The following is a 22,917-nucleotide window of genomic DNA, read 5'->3' on the forward strand; positions in this document are numbered from 1 at the left end:
TAAATACTATGATATCTGAGATTTTGGATTGATTGAAATGTACTAAAATAGTATCAACTATATATTTCTGATAATTTGGAATAAAAAAGTTCCAAAAAAATATTAGAATCAACGTTATAAGGAATAGATTTTTATATTGATTAAAGTATTTCATAATTTGATTTTTACAAACTTAGTGAGAAATTATTGACTTTTTTTAAGATTTTAACCTCTGTTTTGTAAATGTTTGTGGTATTGTGTTACTTGGATTATGTTAATATTTAGTTTTTATATAAGAAAGAATGCCTACCCATTGGCAGAGCTTGGCAGATTTATTCTGACGAGCTCTGCACTTTTGTAATGTTAGCTAACAAATTTAATTAACCCATTAAATTCTAACATTATGAATATAGATCGCACAGAATTCCTTTTATGGATGGAGCGTATTATGACGCGCTTTGACCACCTGTCAGAACATATAAAAGACCTCCCTATAAAATCTCAAACCATAGATGGAGAAGAGCTTTTAGACAGTCAAGATGTAATGAGCCTTTTTAAAATAAGCCCACGCTCACTACAGCGTTACCGCTCAGACGGAAAACTTCCTTATTATACCATTAGTGGCAAACTTTACTACAAACGCTCAGATGTCAATCAGTTCATCAGGGAATGTTTGAAACATCCTGTACGCAAGAAGTAAATAGCAGCTAAAGGCCAAGAGTAACCTTTAAGACGCACTATTTACTGCTGAGTGTCTCTTGGCTTTAGTTTTAAGTTTTTAATCATTTAAAACTAGGTATTATGAGTACAGAAACCACACAAAGACAAGTAGAGCACGATGTGCTTCTTGTCAATGACAAAACAAAAAATAAGATTCAAGTAGTAAAGGGATTAGATAAAGATGGTAAACTTGAAACCGTCCCACCAACTAAAAAGAATCAAAATCAATTTTTAAAGGTTGATCGACACGGAGATTTCTTTTCCAACTTTTTTTCTAATTTTTTTAGTCAACTTAAAAACCCAACGCAGTTTACTTTTTTCAGAGTGCCGGAACTATTGACCATCAAAATGGCTAATCAAATGCAAAAAGAGCTTAAACAATCAGGACCTACGCACGAACTGTTTTTAAAACATCAAATAACAGAGATAGGCAATGCGCCAAAAAAAGAGAACAAAGTAGCTGAACAAACAAAAGGAGAGGGGCAGTATAGCTCTAATAAGTTTGATATTAAAGACATTGATTGGGATTCATTATCAAGGCTTGGGCTTTCAAAAGAGAAGCTTCAAGAAATGGATCTTTTGGAACCACTGCTACAAGGCTATAAAACAAAGGATTTGGTCGCAGTGAATTTAGACTTAGGCTCTGCGGTGTTTTCCCTTGATGCAAGATTATCTCTACAGAAAAACGAAGAGGGCAAGGTTGTTATGGCGATAGAGGGGGTAAAGAAATACCCTAATCTCAATGTACCACTTTATGGACATGAGTTTTCAAAACAAGATAAACACAACCTTTTAAAAACAGGGAATATGGGTAGGGTAGTGGAGCTTACCCATCCAACAACAAAGGAAAAGATTCCATCGGTTGTGAGCGTAGATAGGCTCACAAATAATTTAGCTGTTACTAGAGTTGAAAGAATGCAATTACCACAAGAGGTAAAAGGGATTGTTTTAAGTGAAGAGCAACTCCAAACTTTAAAAGATGGTAAACCACTACTTGTAGAAGGGATGACTTCGGCTAAAGGGAATTTGTTTAATGCTGAAATTCAGTTTAACGCAGCTAAAGGGCATATTGAGTTCTTGTTTGATAACACCAATAAACAAAGTCAAGCAAAGAATCAAACACAAAATCAATCCCAACTGTCAGATGATCTGAAAACTTTTAGAGGTAAAGAGCTTACTGAAAAACAGCAGAGCGACTTATTGGAAGGCAAGGCTGTTTACATTAAAGATTTGTTGGATAAAAGAGGAAATACCTATCAAGGCTATGTGACATATAATAAAGAAACGAAGCAAGCGGACTTCTCGTTTCAAAATCCAAATAAAGAAGAACAATCAAAGGCGCAATCACAGTCAGAAAAGCAAAGTGATGAACCAAAGAAAAACAAAGGACGTAAAATGTAAAGCTAAAGACTATGATTGTAATTCTTGCAGAAAAACCAAGTGTAGCTAGGGAGATAGCTATGCTTGTTGGAGCCAAAATTAAAAAAGAAGGCTTTATCGAGGGAAACGGCTACTGTGTTACTTGGGCTATAGGTCATTTAGTATCACTAGCTATGCCTGAAGATTATGGATTTCAGGGCTTTAAAAGAGAAACATTGCCGATCTTGCCTCGTTCTTATTTGTTACTACCACGAAAGATTAAAAAAGACAACAAATACACTTCAGACCCTGGAGCTTTAAAACAGCTTAAAGTCATCGATATGCTGTTTAAAACCTGCTCTGAGATTATTGTAGCCACCGATGCGGGTAGGGAAGGAGAGCTTATCTTTCGCTATATCTATCAGTATTTAAACTGTGATAAACCTTTTAAACGGCTTTGGATAAGTTCACTAACTGAAATAGCTATAAGAGTTGGATTACAAAACCTTAAAGAGGGAAGCGAGTTTGATGGGCTTTTTAGAGCAGGGCATAGTAGAAGTAGAGCGGATTGGCTTGTTGGGATTAACGCCTCACAAGCGCTTACCGTTTCAATGAATGATTCGGTGTATTCTCTTGGTAGAGTACAAACTCCAACACTTAGCTTAATATGTAAACGCTATATAGAGCATACTTCTTTTACAAAGAAATTATACTATCAAATAGAGCTTACCCATCAAAAAGAAGGGGTATTATTTAAATCACTATCAACTGAAAAATGGGAAGACAAACAAAAGGCAGAACAAGCACTCAAACTCATTGAAAAACAAAGTGAATCTATCATTACCAAAGTAGAAACAAAGACAATAAGAGAAGAGTCCCCACTTCTTTTTGACTTAACCTCACTTCAAAAAAGAGCCAATGAGCTCTTTGGATTCTCAGCTGATGAAACCCTCAACATTGCTCAAAGCTTGTATGAAAAGAAGTTTATCACTTATCCGAGAACCTCGAGTAAGTATATTCCTGAGGATTTATGGCCAGAGATTCCCAGTTTATTAAAGGTGCTTTCTGATGATAGTAGGTATAGTAATCTGCTTTTAAAACTAAAGCTCGCAAGACTAAATAAAAATATAGTGAATGATGTCAAGGTAACGGATCATCATGGACTATTAACCACAGATAGACTTCCTTCTGCTATTAGCCCAATGGAAGAAAGTATTTATCATTTGATAGCACAACGCGTATGGGAGTCCGTATTTGAACCTTGTGTAAAAAAACAAACAGATATAACCTTAAATGTATTGGATTATGAGTTTAGTTTTAAATCCACTTCAATTATGGAACTTGGATGGCGAGCGATAAGAAAAGAACTCTCTACTAATGATGATGAGGTAATTGTAGAATTACTAGATTTAAAACAAGGCGATAAGTTAAAAATACAAGAAGCTACGGCTCTTGAAAAATCAACAAGACCAAAAGCATTGTATACTGAAAGTACGCTTCTGTCCGCTATGGAAAATGCCTCGAAAGAGGTTTTGGATAAGTCACTTCAAAGTGTTATCAAAGACATGGGAATTGGCACAGCAGCCACAAGAGCTTCTATTATTGAAACGCTTTTAAAAAGAGACTACATCACAAGAAAAGCCAAGTCACTTGTTCCAACAGAAAAAGGACTCAAAGTATATGAGATAGTCAAAGATAAACTCATCTCTGATATATTGTTAACGGCAAAATGGGAATCTGCCTTTAAAGCCATTGAAGAGAATAAAACCAATATGGAAGACTTCCATAGACAAATTGAAGACTACACTACTGAGATTACAAATGAGCTTTTAGCCATCAAACCAAATAACGACGCAGATCATCTATCTTGTCCTAAATGTAAACAACATACACTTCAATTAAGAGAGAAGGTGGTTAAATGTTTAGATCTAGATTGTGATTGGATTTTGTTTAGAGCTATTTGTGGAATTAAACTCTCAGTAGATGATGTAACAGATTTACTAGAGCATGGAAAAACCAAGCTACTAAAAGGATTGATAAGTAAAGCAGGGAAAAAATACGATGCTTATCTTGTTTTAAAAGACGATTACACCACTGGATTTGAGTTTAATAATAAGTAACCAAAGAGAAAGAAGTTATCTCAATTAGATAACTTCTTTTGTATATATACTAATCAAAAAATGATTAGCTATTTCTAAATACATGACCATTTTCATACGTATAATCACTCATAAAAAGATCTCTACCAAAGCTTTCATAATCAAAATATGATTTGACAAAATCAGAAAGATCATAACATTCATCAACTATCTGATAGGCGAAGTCTTCTTCACTATCATAATGCCCTTGATAATCCTCTTCAAAGGCTTCAAATAATGAGTCTATATCATCAGATGCAATATCGTGATTACCAGTACTTATCCAAGCTAAAAAAGCTTCTAAAGTAGTATACTGCAAATCTGATACTTTTTCAATAATTGAAAAGATATTTTCTGAAAGGCTACTTTCTGAGATTAATTCTGATGGAATATTTTCCCAATCTTGAAACATAAACTCAGGATCTGTTTCATCAGCGTGTAGTTCTGAGCAAAACTCATAAAACTCTTCCATAGAGCTAAAGTTAGTAAGCTCAATCCAATCTCCTTTAATTGAACCATTGTTATACTTAGCATGAGTACCAACATAAACTTTTGAGTGCATTAAATTTTCCATGATACATAATATTATGACCTTAGGGTCTGGTTAATTTCATGGCACTTGAGTTTTGATTTTTAGATCCTATCAAGTTTTATAAAATAAATACGCTCAAAGCTTGAGGAAGATTTATTGAAGTAATTCAAAGGACTTGAACTTGTAAGAGATAAAAAGCTAAAAAACTTTGCCTATTGAAATACCAGAAGCGAGGTTGTAACAGGTAAAATGTGGAATTGTGTTACTATTTATGCTTGGTCTTATTAGAAAGCATAGCTAAATATTCAATTATTAGATTCTTAATTATAGAGAATGTTATATTGTTTAGTAATTTAGACATCTTATCTTAAAATTTACCTACTAATGAAAACACTATTACTAAATAATAAAAGCTCTGTAGCTTATGATGATTCAAATCCTGGAGACATAAAAGTATTTATTGACAATAAAGAACATGATTTTAAAGGAAGTACTGAAAATAGAATAGATTATGCTATTGCAACCAAAAGAAATAAATATGCCAAAACTTTAAACCATCAATTTGAAAATCTTGTTTTACTTACTGGTGCAGGCTCATCTATAGATTGGGGGATTGATGGTAAAGTTGGTCAATCAATGGTTAGCTTATGGGATGGTGTTGAAGCAGAATTAAGTACTGAATTATTCAGTCAATTATTAGAAGTTATCAAGTATGATGATAAATGGCCTGATGGATCTATTGTTAAAAATCTAGAGAAGGTTTTATCAATGGCGACTCCTGCAATACCCTATATTGATGAAGATGGAATTGATTTAGTAGATTGTGTGGATAGAATAAAAAATTTTATTAGAAATGCTTGTATGCTAAATCTTCCAGATAATGCGCCACATTCTATTTTGTTGAATAAAATGACAAAGAGAAAGGTTACACTCCCGAGATTTAGATTATTTACATTGAATTATGATACAATGTTTGAACAAGCAGCGAGTAGAAATAATTTCACAATAATAGATGGTTTTTCATTTGGGATTCCTAGAGTTTTTAGTGGAAGAAATTTTGATTATGATATAGTAAGTAGGAATCAAAGTAGAGTTAAAGAAGAAGATAATTTTATAGAAAAGGTTTTTCATTTATATAAGTTACATGGTTCAGTAAATTGGGAGAAAATCGACAATAAAATTTATCAACGTGAAGGAATCGAATCTCCTTTGATGATTTATCCACATCAATCAAAATACGAAAGTTCCTATGAACAGCCTTATTTTGAAATGATGTCACGATTTCAAAATAGTTTAAGAAAGGAAAATGTATTCTTGGTTACGATTGGATTTAGCTTTGGCGATAAACATATTGTTACTTCTATTATAGAGGCTTTGGAACAAAATCCAGGTTTTCAACTAATGATAATTAATCGTAGTATTGATGAAAGTAATGTCAACCTAAAAACTTTCATTGAAGCAGCTAAAAAATATTCTAATATTTCAATAGTAGCAGAAACATTCGAAGAATTTTCTAATCATTATCCTGATTTACAAACCTATAATCATGATACAAATAAACAAATAGTTATAAACTTACCAACTGTTTAAACATGAAGATAAATCCATTTCAACATAGTCATTTTTTAGGATATGTTAATCATGTATCCCCTTCTTTTATAAAGATCCATTTTCCATCTTCAATTTTAATGAAGTCTTTTTACCATAATTCTGAAATTTTAAAAGGCGGTCTTGTAGGGAATTATGTTGTAATTGAAGGAGAAGATAAAGGATTCCTTTGTAAACTGTTGGAAATTTCTCTGCCTGAAAAAGAAAGGTTGGAACTGAGTGAGAAAACTTTCTCAACTAAAGAGTTTCATCCAACAGGTAGATTGGAAGTATTATTATCCTTCGATTTATTTAATCCTTTAGACATTGAAAAAGGAGTTAATTCTTTGCCTTTGATTGGATCAAAAGTTTTTATCTGTTCTTCTGAATTTTTAGCAACACATTTTAAGAAGTTTGGTGTTAATACAGAAGATTTAGAAACAGCACCCACGATAAAATTAGGAAATTTGATTTATGATAAAAATGTTCCTGTTGATTTGTCATTACAATCATTATTTGCTAGACATTGTGCAGTAGTAGGAACCACTGGTGGAGGTAAGAGTTTCACAATAAGTAAGTTTATAGAAGGAATTATTGAGACAAACTCGAAAGCAATTATTATTGATCCAACTGGGGAATACGGGAGTTTTGACACAAATATAAAAGTTGAAAGTACTAAACTTATTACAAATAGTTTTTTTCCTTATCAAAACCTTACAATAAATGATTTATTTGTATTATTTAAACCATCTGGTCAAGTACAGCAACCTGTTCTACTTGATGCAATAAAGTCTTTAAAATTGTCTAAATGTTTAATGGATAATAAAGCTGCTCATACACATCGAAATGATGGTTTAAATGACATTTTTACATTTAGAGCACAAAATGTTTTAATAAATAATGGACTAATTATTAAACAGGATCAATTTACAGCTCCATTTAATAATGCAAGTTATATTTATAAGACCAATATAGAGAATTTTAATCTTAATGATTTTGACATTTCATTACTACACAAACAGATAGTTAATGAATGTTTTCAAGTCTTTAATAATCGATGGTCAAATAGTAGAGATGAGAGGAATTTTAGTAATTCGACTAGCTTAATTATTAGAGTAAATAATGTCATTTCAAATGAAAAATTTTCTGGGATGTTTGGATTTAATGCCCCTGTAACATTAAATCTTATTGATATAATAGATACTTTTCTTATAAATCCTGATAAAAATGTATTACGAATAAGTTTCGAGGATGTTCCTTATGATTTTCAAGCAAGAGAAATTTTAGCAAATGCTTTGGGAAGGTATTTATTGAATAAGTCAAGAACACTTGCCTTTAGAGAAAAACCATTGGTTTTATTTGTTGATGAAGCACATCAATTTTTAAATAAAAAGGTAAAAGATGAATATTTTGAAAGTACTGAATTAAGTGCTTTTGACAGTATAGCAAAAGAAAGTCGAAAGTATGGTTTGTTTTTATGTTTAGCTACTCAAATGCCAAGGGATATACCAATAGGAACATTAAGTCAAATGGGTACATTTGTAACTCATCGACTTATTAATCATTATGATAAAGAGGCAATTTCAAGTGCTTGCTCTACAGCTAACAAGGAAACATTGTCGTTTCTACCTTCCTTGGGTTCTGGTGAAGCCATCATAATGGGGGTAGATTTTCCTATGCCATTATCAATTAAAATTGATAAACCATTAATAGAACCAAAATTTGATACTCCAAAATTTTGAATCGTTTATAATCAACTGAAAGCTTTTGATGTAAAAAAATGAAGGCGTCATAAGACGCCTTCATCTACAAAAGAGTAATAACTCTCAGAAGTTATTATCAAATGATCTAAAAGAGCAATATCAAGCACTTGACTTGCTTGTTTAATCTTGGCAGTAATCTGCTTATCTGCCTCACTTGGATTTAATTTCCCAGATGGATGATTGTGCACTAAGATAAAAGCCGTTGCTTTTGCTTTTAAAAGAGCAGCAAAGATCAATCGAAGGTCAACCACAGTTCCTGTAATACCACCTGATGAAATTTCAAGTACACCAAGTACTCTATTACTATTTGACAGCATGAGTACTTTGAATTGTTCTAATAATTCAATTTTATTTTCATCCCATGCTTTTAAGGCTATTTCAAAAGCAGATTGTGACGATACAATCTTAGGTCTTTCAGATGTTTTAACTTTAGATTTGTAGATTAGTTCAATCTCTGATGCCACTAACCATTTGCTGTTTAAAACTGTACTTTCCATAATATTATATTTTTAAATTAATTATGGAGCAGCTACAGGTAATGCTTAAGCAAGCTCAAAAAGCAACGCAATAAAGCGAAGACAAGGTCAAGCATTTATGGGGGAATTTTTTGAAAGCGAACCGCGAAGTGTTACCTAGCTTAGTGATATAATTGATAAAAAATAAAACCATTATAAGCCCAAAGGATAAAAAGAAAGGTTTACTTCTTCTTATTAATCAAATGGGCCAATTCAGGGTCATTTTCAATGCGTTTTAGCTCTGATTCAATAATTGACTCAATATCAAGTTTAATTTGTCTGTAATTGGCTTGAATCGTTTCATCTAAGGTGTTATTGCCCTTAGCATCTAAGAAAGAAGTTATCTGAGGTATCTTTTGGTAGGCTTTCATTTCTTTAGAAACTTTGTCATTATCAACAACTATCTCACAGTGAAATATCTTTTGTTCTATACGCTCATCAAAATTATCAGATACAGCCCCTACAAACATTCCTTGGGTAAGAGTGGCTATTTTAGATGCAGGAATAAGGGTATCAAGCTGGGTAGAGAAGGAGGTAGAACGGTCGTTTCTATTAATGGATATGCTTTGTCGTTTTTGAAGGATTTTACCAAAGCGTTCTGATAAGGCTTTAGCCGTATCACCAACTACTTGCCCTGAGAAGATATTACCAACAGTATTTTGAATGACTTTACTTTCCTTATCTCCATAATCTCTGTTGAGTTGAGAAAAATCTTGAAAACCCAAACATACAGCTACTTTATTACTACGAGCTGTGGCAATGAGATTATCAAGACCTCTAAAGTAGATTGTTGGTAACTCATCAATAATAACAGAGCTCTTAAGTTGTCCTTTTTTATTAATTAGTTTTACAATACGTGAGTTATACAGGCCAAGTGCCGCAGAGTAGATATTCTGTCTATCTGGATTGTTTCCAACACAGAGTATTTTAGGTGCTGCTGGATTATTAATATCCAAAGTAAAATCATCTCCTGTCATTACCCAGTATAGTGATGATGAGATCATACGAGACAGCGGTATTTTAGCCGAGGCTATCTGCCCTTGTAATTGATCTTGCGCTCCACCTTCCCAAGCGTCCATAAAAGGGGATAGATAATTTTCTAAATCGGAGTAGGAAGTTAAAATAGTAAATACATCCGCATATTTTTTATTAAGAAGTTCTATCGCATGAGGAAAGGTGCAGTATTTTCCATTTTGATAAAGTTTTAAAAACCAAATAATGGCAGCTAATAAAATGATTGGCGATTCCACAAAAAAATCTCCTTGTTTTTGGATCCAGGAGCGGTTTAGATTCAGCATAATAGTGTAGGCTGATTCATAGGCATCAGATATATCAGTCATAAAAGACGGATTAATCGGATTACAGCGATGACTACGACTTGGATCATCAAAGTTTATGACATAAAACTTAGGCACAATAGCGTATTTGTCTTTGTGTAAAAGCAAATGATTATAAGCGATGGTTGATAAATCATCGAATTTAAAATCATAGATATACATGGAAAATCCTTTTTCAATTTGCTGTTTAATAAAGCTATTGACCACAGCATAGGATTTACCAGAACCAGGAGTACCAAGAACAATAGTCGCCCTAAATGGATTAACGATGTTTATCCAACCACTGTTCCATTTGCCTTTGTAGTAAAATCTTGAAGGTAAGTTTACGGAGTATTCATTTTCGATTAAGCAGGTCTCTTGCATAAAACTTTCGTTTTCAAAATTGAATACGTCTTGCATGAGATTATCATTTAGGAGTCTACTAATCCAAGCACCGGCTACCAGAAGTAAGATATAGCCTAAAAACGTACTTGATATATACAGTATAGCGCTCCAAGAATATCCAAAATCAAGTAAAAAGAAGTTGAAAAAGAATAAACTAAAACCAACTGAAAAAACAAGAGTGATTTTAGAAACGGTTATCTTTTCATGTTTTACGCCTTTGCCTCCCCACAGGCTTAAAGAGAGTAAAACCAAACAGAAGAGTTTAGTATAAAGTAAATGAGAAAACAGTCCTGCTGTTCGATTGAAATTCATCAGTATTCGATCTACAATGGTGTGTGTAATTCCAAGGTTTAAAAGGAAAGAATAACAATACCAGTATAGATGCATAAGCATAATAAGAATACTTACTGCTCGCATAAATGCCAGGATTTTAGCAAGGGCTTTTAAATCGTCTTCTGATTGCATAATAAATGTAATTAAGATTAACGATTTAAAGTAGTAGTGTATCAATCTCAAAGTCTGACATTGGAATCATAAGGTATTATTTGGCTTTCATAGAAAACAAGTCTTCACCATTAAAATTTGTCAATTGCATTATAATTTCTATTTTTAAAAATCAAGATTAAGTATTATGAACCATTTAAAAGTGAAAGACTATCTAAAAAGCATGGGTTTTGAAGATTGTTTTATTGAATTTGAACAAAGTACAGCTACTGTAGGTGAAGCTGCAATTGCGATTGGTTGTGATAGCGACCAAATAGCAAAGAGTATAACGCTTTATGCCCCAGAAGAGGGAACTGCTATTCTTGTCGTCGCTTCAGGAAATAGTAAAATCGATAATAAAGCCTTTAAAGACACTTTTGGTATCAAAGCCAAGATGCTTAAATATGAAGATGTAGAAGAGTTAGTAGGTCATAAAGTTGGAGGAGTCTGCCCTTTTAAGGTAAAGGGATCAACCAAAATCTATTTTGATGAATCTTTAAAAAAACACGAAGTGCTTTATGCAGCTGGAGGTAGCGCTAATACCGTAGTTCGATTAAAACAAGAAGAATTGCTTGATTTATGTGATTTTGTTGATTGGTTATCTGTGACAAAATAGATTCACATTATGGTTTGCTACATAATTCCAAATACAACCCCTTAGAGTCATTAGAAGTTTAGTAGTACAGGTAATGCTTATTTTGACACAAACAAAGATAAGAAACCATGCAAACGACCACTAAAACCAAAGGAGGAAGAAAATTAAAATCCAATCCTAAAAAATACAGACATGTTTTTAGGCTCACCGAATCAGAAAACAAAAGACTGCTTGCTTTGTTTGCATCATCAGGAATGACAAACAAAGCAAGCTTTCTTGTTTCTATGCTTTTAGATAGAGAGGTTAAAACAGTCAAAATAGATGTTGCTGCCTTGCAATATCAGGCAGCTCTTACTAAGTTATTTAATCAATTTAGGGCAGTAGGAGTGAACTACAACCAAATGGTTAAACTATGTAACCAGTATTTCTCCGAAAATAGAGCGAAGCGTTCTATCTCAAGACTTGAAGAATATACCAAAGACTTATCCAAGCTTTGCTATTATATAATCAAATTAACTAAGGAGTTTGAAGACAAGCATCTTAATATTAACCCATAAGTTATGATTGCAAAGATTGGTAAAGGAAGTAATCTTATAGGAGCTTTGTCCTATAATCAATTAAAAGTTGATAAAGGACAAGGGATTGTTTTGTCTACAAACAACTTACCAGAACCCAGCAATGCTTTAAACTACATCGCTCAACTCTATAAACACTTTGAGCCTTATTTATTTTTAAATAACAAGACAGAAAAAGTGGTGAGGCATATTTCTTTAAATCCCAATCCTAATGATAAATTATCCGATGATATGTTAAACGATATAGCTAAAGAGTATATGAAGGAGGTGGGATATAAGAACCAACCTTATATTGTCTATAAACATAGCGATATAGAAAGAGAGCACATTCATATCGTTACCGTTTCTACAGACTTACAAGGAAAGAAAATTGACGATAAGTATGACCATTTAAAATCAATGAAAGTTTGCCGTGAAATTGAAAAGCAGTTTAACCTAACTTCATCAGTCAATCGGACAAATAAAGAATCTAAGCAAACTCTATTTACACCAGTTGACTACACCAAGCACAATCTAAAAACTCAATTAGCCTCGGTTATACGCTACTTACCCAAATACTATCATTATGACAGCTTAACAAGCTACAATGCTTTATTATCTCTATTTAATATCAGAGCAGAAAAGGTAGAGGCAATTTACAACGGACAAGTAAAACAAGGCTTAGTGTATTTTGCATTAAATGAAAAAGGGGAGAAGGTAAGTAATCCTTTTAAGGCTTCACTTTTCGGAAAAAATGCAAGCTATCAAGAGCTTGAAAAGCATTTCAAGAAATCGAAAGAAACCTTACAAAAATCTACAACAAAAGCTAACCTAAAACATACTATCGAAATAGTTTTGAATGCTACAAACTCACAAAAAGAATTTAAAGAAGAGCTATTAAATCAAGGTATAAACGCAATTATCATTCAAAACAAGGGTAATCGAATCTATGGGGTAACTTTTATTGATCATAACTCAAAAAGTGTCTATAAAGGCTCCGATTTAAATAAAGAATTATCGGCTAATAGGCTGAATGAGAAATGGAGTAGGACAGAGGAACAAATTAATTCAACTATAAAAACACAAAGTCAAGAGATCTTTAAAAAACATATGGACTCAAAAGAAATTGAATTGCATTCCATATTTGAGTATTTGGATACTGATTCAATAAGCTTTAATACTACTGAATATATATCATTATTTAACCTACTTGATAATCATCAAGAAGTAGATTATGACGAGCTAATGTTTGAACAGAAAATTAAACGAAAAAAGAAAAAAAGATCACTGTGAAATATAGTGCCTCGAATTAGGTATTTATATTTTGAGTACTTTTAAATATATTGAATCGATCATTAAAATATAAAAGCCTGAAAATCAATTAATTTTTCAGGCTTTTGTCTTGTTTTTAAACTTTAATTAGGTACTATAATGTGGAGAAAGAGGGTTAGCCTCTTTTATTTCTTATATCCTATAAATAGGAATGTTAACTTTTTTGATTTGGGGTGAGTATCTAATTAGGAAAGATTTAGGCTATGACAGAAGCTTTGAAATTCTTAACTTATTGCCAAAACATCATGTATTTGAGCTGTTCTATATTATAATTTAAAACATGTAGAGCTATAGTTTGATATTATAATAATCCTCTAAAAAGGCATCAATAATATTTTTATTAGGTTCATTTATCAAAAAATCTATATCATATTCAGAAAAATCAGGAATACCAAAATTTTTGATATAAGTTCCATTTAATGAATAATATGCTGAGGAATATGGTTTACTTGTTGTTTTAATATAATACCAAAACAATCTTGATTCCATAATCTTCTTAATTAATTGCATTTCTTCTTCGGAGTGACCAATTATTGCTTGTCCGTTATAGAACATTAAATTATCGTCATCACTAATTAAATAACTAGGTGTTTTATCAGAAAATTTGGGAAAAAACAATTTATTACCTACTTTTTCTAGTGATTGTGTTCTACCAAATGCAAACCATTTTTCATACTTTCCTTTTCCTTTATCTCTTTCAGAAAGAATTAATCGTTTTTTTTGTAAATAATCGAATGCTCTTGGGTATGTTTCTACTAAAAAATCTTCTTCTAATACTTTAGGTTTCATTTCATCATTATATGGAAACAAAATTTTTTCTACTACATTATCAAAATTAACATTTCTACTCAATTTATTCGAGTTTAAAATATCTCTACATATTCCTTTTTCAATCGGATATAAACTTCCATTTTGTAGGTAATAAAAATCATCATCCTCTTCTACCGGCTTAAAAATGTAAACATCATTTTTAAGAGTTGCAATTCCATGTCGGGTTTTATATTTTTCTCCAAAAGGACTTCCTATAGATTCAATTCTAGAAATAATTTCATTATTATGAAGATTCCAACCTTTTCTAGCATCTAAATTTTGATAATTAATTTTTTGATATAAATTTACATTTGTTGGTAACTCTTTATTGATTGATTTATAATATTCAATATAATCTCGCTCTATTTTTTCTAAAAAGCAGACACAAGTATAGGTACTCTTTGATTTAAATATTTGAAGAGTACCAAAGTCAATGATTTTCATAGAAGTATTATTTCTTGCAAAATAACTTCTCAGTGCTCTACCATTTAGACTTTTAAAAAAAGTATTCATTGTAATAAAACCAAGAATACCATTTAGCGCTAAATTTTCATACCCTATTTGAAAAAATGGAATATACAAATCAGGATTCCCCGTAGAACAAACTTCCCAATTTTTTATGTTTTTTTTAGCATCCTCATCTAAATTACGAGCAGAAACATAAGGAGGGTTACCAACGATAATATCAAAACCGTTAAAATCATTAATGACATCTTGCCAGTTAAAAAGTAAAGCATCTCCTTGATGAATATTTAAATAAAATTCTTCGATATCCTCTCCATCAGATAAGGCTAATAAACTCAATAATAATTTACTACGAGTTACAGAATATTGTTGAATATCTAAACCAAAAACTTGATTTTCAAATATATATTGATATGTATTATTAGTTCTTTTCTTTAATTCTTTTGCTGCTGTATATAAAAAACCTGAACAACCACATGCTATATCAGCAACTTGAATATTATTTAAGTTAATATCTTTTCTGTTAAATGATTCATTTACAATATATTCTCTAATTTCAGTAGGGGTATATATTGCACCATTTACAATTCTGTCTGAAGGAGAAATAACGAATTCGAAAAGTTCTATTAATTTTTCAATATTAAAAACTTGAATTTCATTTTGAATAATTAGAATAAATTCGTTTAGTTTTTCTCTCTTTTTTGTATTTCTTGTCGTTATGGAATAATCTTTTAGAAGCAGATTATGGAATAGATTTAAATTATTGATCTCAATAAAAGCAGACACAATGAGCCTATCCACTTCTTTTGGGAAATTAGAATATGATTCAAGATATTTATATATGTTCTTACTCAATTATTGTTCTTTTTTTAAATATTTTAGGTATGTGAAAAATTCTTCTGATAAATCACTATTTAAGATTTTTAAATCCTTTTGTATCTTTATGTTTTTCGGATTATTAATTTGCTCTTGGAGTTTAAGGATTTTTACATACATTTCATCCAATTTCCAAATTAAACTATATCTCCTTAAATGTAGTTGCAACTTGCTATGCATATAATTTGCTTCTTTAAGGCCAGCTTTAGGCAGTATTGTTCCATCATTATCTCTTTCAAAATATTCGTTAAAATCTGTGTTACATGGATCTATATAATCGCCTTCATCATCTGATTTTAATATGTTTACATAGGAACAGCAATAAACCAAATTAGAATAATCTGTTTCAAGAGCAGGGTTTTTAGAGATAGGTTTAAAATGGTCTATATGAAAAGTATTCTTTCCTCCGAACCAAAAATCAGGACAATCAGTATAACCACATCGATTATTAAAATCTTTAGCTAAAGGTTTTTTATAACTTCGATACCTTTGATACCTTTTGTCAAACGTTCTTACAGGCGTTTGATTTCTAAAATTATTTGCCATCTTCATCTATTTTTTTTAGCATTTCCTCAACTTTATTTAAGATACTATCAAGGCGTTGTGTATTTGAAAACGTTTTAAACTCACTAGGGATTGAATGTGTGGCATCAATAGACTTCTCTAAAATATCATCTAATTCAATAATTCTCTTCTCTACCTCAAAATCTACATTACCTTGTTTACGAAATTCTAATAATTTGGTTAGTTCTTCTTGAGAATCCTTAATTCTTGCCTTGTAATGTTCAATTTGTTTAATTAATCTATCTGTAAATTTAACTTTGGCTTTTGTATCCGCAATTTCAGTAGTCATTAAGCTTTTAGTATAAACAAGGTTTACATCCTCACTATCACTTAGTGCGTCTTTATCTTTTGCTGTTAAAACAAAGCAAGGAAACTTATGTCTGATATTTAAGAATTCCTCTACTAATTGAACTCCATTATATGGTACATTATGGCCTAATGCACCAATATTTTCATTTAATAAGAAATCACAGACAATTACATCTGGATTAATACTAATTATTTTCTCAATCATTTCTTCCATGTCACCAAAAGGAAGTTGGGTGATGACGTTAAAAATATTATTAGTATTCGTATCGTCAATGTAATTTAGAAAATTTTCTATTTGCTCTTGATCTTCATCGATGTAAAGTAATTTGTACATAATTTATTTTATTTTTTATATTTTACTGGGAATGAAATTCTCAAACCGAAGCCAATTTCTGGATACAATAATTGTACCTTGCCATCATTTTCGTTTACTATTGATTTTATTAACCACATTCCTAAACCTGTTCCTTCTTCTTCTCCTGTATATGGGTTTCTTCTAGTTGTATACAAAGGTTCAAAAATTCTCTCTGGTTCTGTAATATCTTTTGAAAGGCCAGGACCATTATCATGATAATCTATGATTATGCCTTTAGAATTTTGATAAATACTCAATCTAATTTCTCTTGGTCGATTATCTTTTGAAATTACAAAAGCTTCAATAGTATTAACCAATAGATTATTGAAAATACTATCCAAATCAATTTCGAATATTCTCATTTGAATATCTTCGATTTTAGATAAGTCGTAATTAATCCCCTTTTCATTTAAAACTGTTATCCAATCATTCTTATAGTTTGTAAAATATGATTTGAATGATAACTGCCTCCTTGTTCTTTTATCCTTTCGAGTTGCACCAAGAGAAAAATTCAACCAGTTTTGTATTTTAACATCCTGAAGTTTTATTCTTTCAATAATTTTAAAAGGATTCTTTCTATCCTCAATATTATCATAATCATGCTCTTGTATTTTATTACTTAAAAGACTTTTTAATCTATCAGTCCTTACTGCTAACATATCATTTAGTTTACTTAAATCATGGCTAAATGAAGCCAAAACAATACCACTACTAGCTAGTGCCCTAAGCATTTTTTGCTCTTCTTTCAGTTTCTCAATCTCTTCTTCTTTTCTATCTAATTCTCCAGCAAGTATTTCTTTCTCTTTTTCAGCTTCTGATTCTTCTGATTTTTCATTACTGCCCATAGTTGTATTGGAATCATTTGCAGATGCTTCTTTTTTAGCTCTACTTTTTGCTAAAATATCATTTTTTATTTTTTCTGCTTTTTCCCTATCTCTTTCAGGACCATATTTAATATCATCATATTCAGCCATTTCTCTGGCAATATATGAACGGTCTTTTTCAAATTCTGCAATAATTTCAGTAATTAAACGGACAAAAATTCTAAATGTTTTATTTTCTTGTAAACCTTCACGGCTAGATTTATCTTCAAAATCTACATTCGTTAATCTGGAAATATTCACTGCACCTGCAACATTATCAGGTTCCACTTTATAGCCACCTTCTTTTTTAGCAACACTTGCGGGGCTTTGAGTTTTTCTACTTCCTAGACCTAACCAATCAAATGCTACGTTATCAACCTCTCCATAAGGTCTAACTCTGAAATTATCTCTTACCAGTTTTATTCCTCCAAATTTATTCAGCCAATCTTTTCTATTATTTGACATAAAGCTCTTATTAAAGAACTTTTTTGAATCCAATGAATTTGTTTGTCTTTTAAGATAATAAAAAGAAAAGTTGAAAACACCTATGTTCTTAAACACATTATCTTCATCAATATCTTTAAATCCTTTCAGTAATTCTGAAAAGGTGGTCATCTTCTCCCAGTAACCCCTAATAAAATCATCTTTTCGATAATTACTTTGTTTCATTCCTTCTCTATCAAAAAAATCATTAGGAAGTAACTCTATATCGTATTCATTTCTGAAAATTTTAATTTTTACATTTTGATTATCATCTGCAATTGCAACTAATTTATAATCAAAATCATCACATACTGACCCTAAGACCTCTCCGTACTTTTGAGGGGATAATGAACTGAAAAGGAATATTTCAAATCCTCCTGCTTCTTTAGGCGGGACTAAAACCTCTAAATCATTGTAAACTTGTTCTACAAAGAAATCTTCCCAATTATCTCTTAAATCAGTTATTTTTAGGATGGTTCCAAACTTAAATTCTTTTTCAGATTCTATTTTTGTCAAATCAAGTCCTGGCAATATTCTTAAAAGCTCATTTTTAATAAATTGTGATTTTAATCCAACTAATTTTGCTCCTACTTTATCTATAGTTTTGAACTCTCCTTCAAAATCTTCCCAATTTACCTCCCAGAGATAACCAGTATTTTCTGTAGCTTTATCATTTAAATCTGTATCTATATTATGAATTTTAGGATCAGGATTAAAAATAGTAGTCATTCTACATCGGCTACCTAATTTGTCCAATGCAAACCTACCAATTCCTTTCGCACCTGATTTAACTCTACCTTGTTTTGTGAAAATATTATTAGCTTTATTGTCAGTACCTATTGTCATCCAATGTTCTCTAATAATATTTTGAGTCATTCCTTCTCCAAAATCAATGATGTATAAAGCTGAAAATTTTGAAATTAGATTTTTGAATATTTGTTTTTTTTCTTCAAATAATTTTCTTTCTTCTTCTTCTAAATATAAAATAAAATCACCATCAACATTTTTTTTATATATATCATCTATAGATTCTTTAGGAATACCTAATTTTATTAATTCACTATAATGATCTTCATCAATTTCATTTAAAAAAGTTGAGTATTTATTATCAAAATAAACTATACAAACTTTACTATCTGCATCATAGGCATTTTTGACTAATTCAATAATAGCTCCTTTTGAACTAGCAACATTCTCACGACCGATTAATCTTGCAGTCCTTGCAGATACTTTAAAAGGAATTATATCAATATTATTATCTTCCATTTTAGTTATTAAATTAAGGTTGTTAATTTTACATTTAACTTTTCTGCAATTTTTCCAAAAGGTGGTCTTACTTCATTTGTATAACTTCCTTGAAGTGGTAGCTTAATTCATTTCTAATTGTTTTGTTAACCACTTATAGTGCTTTTGCTCAAAAAAAATCTGCATACCGTGTAAAGATATTGATTTTTCCAATGTCATCAGATATTATTAAATAGCCTAAACAAATATAAAATAGTTTGTTTACACAAAGTTCTCTAAATCATTTTATCCAAGGAAGAAGCATTAGTTTCAATTCCAGAAAAGTGTCTAATATTTAATTGTAATTAGTGAATATTCCAAGAAAGTGATTTAAAAATTCAATCAGCCTTGTGAGTTATTTTACTGTAGTCATATCAACTTTATAAAAGTTATCATTATTTGAAATTATTAGTTGTAATAAAACATGTTTCTATGTTCTCTCTTAATTAGTAAAAGAGGGGAAAGATTTGAACATTTTCTTCTAAGTTGAGACAAATAAATATAGATTTATTGAACGAACATTCTTCTGTTTTCTCCTTTTTAATGTTAAAATAAAAACTAACGACTTCGGAGTAGTTTTCCAGCCCTCTGCAAGAGCAAGTCGTTTTGAAAGCTTGAACTCAATTTCGAGTGCCTCAAAACATAACTTGCTCTAATCTTTCGATTAGTAATTCCACCAATTTTACAAAGTAAAAGTTAAAGTGATTTCATTTTAAGAAATCACCCACTATTTGATACTAAAATGCCAAATATTACCACAAAATGCCATAAATCAGATTCAGCTGGTTTATGAAGTTTCTTTGTATGTATAATCATATTTGCATAGGTAGATAGATCAGTCACAAAGCACTGAGGTGTCTAAAAAAGTAAGTAATGAGGTCATTACGCGCATTAGTATATAATTAGAGATACAGATAGTTACAGAGACATCTATTGTGTGAAGTATAAGCATAGCTATTCAACTATTTATGTAAAGTATTGCATAGAAAAGTATAAAGCTAAATAGGTAATTAAACACTTAACTAAGTATTGAATTAGGCATGTAGTTTACTACTTAACTAAGTAAATAACTACAAGTATAGATGACCACAGATATACTGATAGATTAAAGTATCTATTTACTTATGCAAATAGCTAAATACATACAATTATGAAAACAAAAAAGGAACCAATTTTTGTAGCATTCTCTTCTCAAAAAGGAGGAGTAGGAAAAAGTACATTTACCACGTTAGTGGCAAGTATTTTACATTATCAGATGAATTACAACATAGTTGTCTTTGATGCAGATTTTCCACAGCATAGTCTTGTGAAAATGAAAGAACGAGATTTATCTATCGTTATGGAAAACGATGTGCTTAAAAAACTCGCTTATAAACAGTTTACAACGATTAATAAAAAAGCTTACCCAATATTGCAAGAGAAAGCAGATAATGTATTAAGCGCAGCTAAACAATTTATAAGAGAATCAACTATACCAGTTGATGTAGTTTTTTTTGATTTACCTGGTACGGTTAATACCGCTGGAATCCTAAACGCATTATCGGGCATGCATTATATTTTTACGCCTATTACAGCTGATAGAGTAGTGATGGAAAGCACGCTTGTTTTTACGCAACTTTTGCGAGATGTTGTGATGAAAAAATCAGAAACAGCAATCCACTGTATCAATCTATTTTGGAACCAAGTGGATGGCAGGGAAAGCACTCCTTTGTATAGTATCTATAACCAAGCTATTAAGGAATTAGATTTTAGTTTGATGCAAAGTCATATTAAAAGTAGTAGCAGATTTCGAAAGGAGAGCGAAGCGACAAGCAAACTTGTTTTCCGCTCCACTTTACTACCACCAGATAAACGTCTGAGTAAAGCAAGTGGTTTAGACCTTTTTATAGAAGAATTTTTAGCAATCATCCAATTATAATACCATGAAAAAAGAAGACAAAAAACAACCGCATATCGATGAAGAACTAATGATGAGTCTAATGGTAGATGGAGTGAGAAAAGAAGGAATCAAAGAACCACTTCAGTTAGATATTGAAAAAGTAGAAGAACAGAGAAAGACAGAAGATATTTCATTAAATAAGAGTCCTGTTTCAAAACAAAAGAAGCAAACAAAGCAATCTGTTGAAACTGATTACGAGAGTACTTTTTTTAAAAAATCAGACACCAATGCAAGAGATGGTAAGACAGTGTATATAAGACCTGAATTTCACGAAAAACTAACTCGAATCATTCACATAATAGGTGAGGATAAAATAACGATTTATGCCTATTTAGATAATTTGTTAGACAATCACTTTGATGAGTTTGCTCAGCAGATTACTAAGAGTTACAATGAAAAATATAAACCAATTTAATATCAAAAATCATGAAAAATTTATTTAAGAAAACAGAAGTAAAAAACGATACTAAGAAATACGAGGATCAGTTTTTAGTTAATCGATTACCTGCAAATAGTAAAGGAAAAGTAGTGTACATCCGTCCTGAACACCATGAAGTACTCATTCGCCTTGTTCAATTATCTAAAGAAAATAAAACAACGCTCTATGCTTATATTGACAATATATTAGAACAACATTTAAAAGATCACACTGATGATATCAAAGCTTATTTTCAAGAACATTTTAAACCAATTCTATAATCTATGGAAATAGTCATAATAATCAGTCTTGTTATTATAATTGCTCTTCTGTTATTAGATAAAAATAAAATCACAAAACAGAAGAACCAATCTAAAACAGAAGAGTTACCTTTTAAGCAAGATGTGTCCTTCAGCATTATAGGAGAAAGTAAACCAGTTATGCTAAAACAATCATTATCTACTAACCAAGAAGAATATATTGATTTAGAAGAGGAAGAAAAAGAACTAGGTGAGAGTTTACAACCAATGGATCATGATTTTACTGAGCGAGTCAGCCTGGATGAACTTACTAGTTTTGTGAACTCTATTGAAGAAGAGTTTATTAATGAGATTGCAATAAAAACAGCCCAGAAAATAGAAGGATCTGATTTACTTGAATTACTTCAACAAGCAATGCCTGATTCAGCTAAGACAATAGCAAAACTATTAGATCAATCATTAAACGAAAAATCATCAAAAAAGGAAGAAGTAATAGATAGTGAAGATTTTAATATTAATGATTTTGTGTAAAGAAAAACTGTGAAGGCGTTAGTGTAAAGTATACTTAACGCCTTTTTTATTACAACTTATCGCCATGAGCATCCACTAACTTCCACAATCAATCCCTCAGTTTGTTTTTCAAAGACATTTACCAAAGTATCATGCAAAGGGCATGATTATAACCAAGTAAATGTCATTCTTATGAAAACAAAAACAATCAAACAACGATTATTCTTACTACTTCTAGTCCTTAGTAGTTTACCCTTATTGGCTCAAGGAAACGGAGCAGCTGGTATTACAGAAGCAACCCAAATGGTCACTTCTTATTTTGATCCAGCCACTAAACTTATCTACGCCATTGGAGCAGTAGTCGGTTTAATTGGAGGAGTAAAGGTGTACAACAAATTCTCCAGTGGTGATCCCGATACAAGCAAAACAGCTGCAAGCTGGTTTGGAGCTTGTATTTTCTTAATTGTAGCTGCTACCATTCTAAGATCCTTTTTCCTCTAAAC

The 22,917-nt window shown here is 31.1% G+C and carries 20 protein-coding genes; 13 read left to right on the forward strand and 7 right to left on the reverse strand.

The window, feature by feature from the left end:
- Positions 1–382 precede the first annotated feature (382 nt).
- From AWV75_RS05985 to AWV75_RS05995, 3 genes are all read left to right on the forward strand, one after another.
- Positions 383–679: a helix-turn-helix domain-containing protein gene (locus AWV75_RS05985; protein ID WP_060873521.1), complete on the forward strand. Its 297-nt coding sequence runs from the start codon at positions 383–385 to the stop codon at positions 677–679.
- Positions 680–780: 101 nt separating this feature from the next.
- On the forward strand, positions 781–2,100 hold the full coding sequence (locus tag AWV75_RS05990; protein WP_060873522.1) for a DUF3945 domain-containing protein: 1,320 nt from the start codon (positions 781–783) through the stop codon (positions 2,098–2,100).
- A gap of 11 nt (positions 2,101–2,111) precedes the next feature.
- The gene (locus tag AWV75_RS05995; RefSeq protein WP_060873523.1) at positions 2,112–4,178 is read left to right on the forward strand and encodes a type IA DNA topoisomerase; all 2,067 of its coding nucleotides are present in this window, start codon (positions 2,112–2,114) and stop codon (positions 4,176–4,178) included.
- Positions 4,179–4,242: 64 nt separating this feature from the next.
- On the opposite strand, the gene AWV75_RS06000 is transcribed toward AWV75_RS05995, so the two are convergent.
- Positions 4,243–4,770, reverse strand: coding sequence for an antirestriction protein ArdA (locus AWV75_RS06000; protein WP_060873524.1), 528 nt, complete (start codon positions 4,768–4,770; stop codon positions 4,243–4,245).
- A gap of 342 nt (positions 4,771–5,112) precedes the next feature.
- Between AWV75_RS06000 and AWV75_RS06005 the strand changes: the two genes are divergently transcribed.
- On the forward strand, positions 5,113–6,318 hold the full coding sequence (locus tag AWV75_RS06005; protein ID WP_060873525.1) for an SIR2 family protein: 1,206 nt from the start codon (positions 5,113–5,115) through the stop codon (positions 6,316–6,318).
- A gap of 2 nt (positions 6,319–6,320) precedes the next feature.
- Positions 6,321–8,057 carry an ATP-binding protein gene (locus tag AWV75_RS06010; RefSeq protein WP_082711044.1) on the forward strand — a complete coding sequence of 579 codons (1,737 nt, stop codon included), beginning with the start codon at positions 6,321–6,323 and terminating at the stop codon, positions 8,055–8,057.
- 47 nt (positions 8,058–8,104) lie between these two features.
- On the opposite strand, the gene AWV75_RS06015 is transcribed toward AWV75_RS06010, so the two are convergent.
- Positions 8,105–8,575, reverse strand: a complete 471-nt coding sequence (locus AWV75_RS06015) for a JAB domain-containing protein (RefSeq protein ID WP_060873526.1) — start codon at positions 8,573–8,575, stop codon at positions 8,105–8,107.
- Between the two features lie 200 nt (positions 8,576–8,775).
- Positions 8,776–10,779: a conjugal transfer protein MobC gene (gene mobC / locus AWV75_RS06020; RefSeq protein ID WP_060873527.1), complete on the reverse strand. Its 2,004-nt coding sequence runs from the start codon at positions 10,777–10,779 to the stop codon at positions 8,776–8,778.
- Between the two features lie 166 nt (positions 10,780–10,945).
- Here mobC and AWV75_RS06025 point away from each other — a divergent pair, with 166 nt between their 5' ends.
- From AWV75_RS06025 to mobB, 3 genes are all read left to right on the forward strand, one after another.
- Positions 10,946–11,413, forward strand: coding sequence for a YbaK/EbsC family protein (locus AWV75_RS06025; protein ID WP_060873528.1), 468 nt, complete (start codon positions 10,946–10,948; stop codon positions 11,411–11,413).
- 107 nt (positions 11,414–11,520) lie between these two features.
- Positions 11,521–11,949 carry a hypothetical protein gene (locus AWV75_RS06030; protein WP_060873529.1) on the forward strand — a complete coding sequence of 143 codons (429 nt, stop codon included), beginning with the start codon at positions 11,521–11,523 and terminating at the stop codon, positions 11,947–11,949.
- Positions 11,950–11,952: 3 nt separating this feature from the next.
- The gene (gene mobB / locus AWV75_RS06035) at positions 11,953–13,239 is read left to right on the forward strand and encodes a conjugal transfer protein MobB (protein WP_060873530.1); all 1,287 of its coding nucleotides are present in this window, start codon (positions 11,953–11,955) and stop codon (positions 13,237–13,239) included.
- A gap of 327 nt (positions 13,240–13,566) precedes the next feature.
- Here the strand turns inward: mobB and AWV75_RS06040 are convergent, their stop codons facing one another.
- Genes AWV75_RS06040 through AWV75_RS06055 form a run of 4 tightly spaced genes read right to left on the reverse strand, consistent with a single transcriptional unit; the run spans position 13,567 to position 19,269 of the window.
- Positions 13,567–15,408, reverse strand: coding sequence for an HsdM family class I SAM-dependent methyltransferase (locus AWV75_RS06040; RefSeq protein WP_060873531.1), 1,842 nt, complete (start codon positions 15,406–15,408; stop codon positions 13,567–13,569).
- A complete protein-coding gene (locus AWV75_RS06045) occupies positions 15,409–15,975 on the reverse strand; it encodes a hypothetical protein (RefSeq protein WP_156424177.1) in 567 nt (188 codons plus the stop codon).
- Entirely contained in the window at positions 15,965–16,636 is a 672-nt protein-coding gene (locus AWV75_RS06050; RefSeq protein ID WP_060873533.1) for a hypothetical protein, read from the reverse strand. The genes AWV75_RS06045 and AWV75_RS06050 overlap by 11 nt, the downstream gene beginning before the upstream one ends.
- A gap of 8 nt (positions 16,637–16,644) precedes the next feature.
- Positions 16,645–19,269, reverse strand: coding sequence for an ATP-binding protein (locus AWV75_RS06055; protein WP_060873534.1), 2,625 nt, complete (start codon positions 19,267–19,269; stop codon positions 16,645–16,647).
- A 1,168-nt stretch (positions 19,270–20,437) separates the two neighbouring features.
- On the opposite strand from AWV75_RS06055, the gene AWV75_RS06060 reads away from it, so the two are divergent.
- The 5 genes from AWV75_RS06060 to AWV75_RS06080 all read left to right on the forward strand — a co-directional run bounded on the left by AWV75_RS06060 (position 20,438) and on the right by AWV75_RS06080 (position 22,915).
- On the forward strand, positions 20,438–21,205 hold the full coding sequence (locus AWV75_RS06060) for a ParA family protein (protein WP_060873535.1): 768 nt from the start codon (positions 20,438–20,440) through the stop codon (positions 21,203–21,205).
- Between the two features lie 4 nt (positions 21,206–21,209).
- Entirely contained in the window at positions 21,210–21,641 is a 432-nt protein-coding gene (locus tag AWV75_RS06065) for a DUF3408 domain-containing protein (protein WP_060873536.1), read from the forward strand.
- Between the two features lie 11 nt (positions 21,642–21,652).
- A complete protein-coding gene (locus tag AWV75_RS06070) occupies positions 21,653–21,925 on the forward strand; it encodes a DUF3408 domain-containing protein (RefSeq protein WP_060873537.1) in 273 nt (90 codons plus the stop codon).
- Between the two features lie 3 nt (positions 21,926–21,928).
- A complete protein-coding gene (locus tag AWV75_RS06075) occupies positions 21,929–22,435 on the forward strand; it encodes a hypothetical protein (RefSeq protein WP_060873538.1) in 507 nt (168 codons plus the stop codon).
- A 171-nt stretch (positions 22,436–22,606) separates the two neighbouring features.
- Complete coding sequence (locus tag AWV75_RS06080) at positions 22,607–22,915, forward strand: DUF4134 domain-containing protein (protein ID WP_010254270.1); 309 nt, start codon at positions 22,607–22,609, stop codon at positions 22,913–22,915.
- Positions 22,916–22,917: the final 2 nt, after the last annotated feature.

This window comes from Myroides odoratus, assembly GCF_001549985.1.
In the GTDB taxonomy this organism is placed as follows: domain Bacteria; phylum Bacteroidota; class Bacteroidia; order Flavobacteriales; family Flavobacteriaceae; genus Flavobacterium; species Flavobacterium odoratum_A.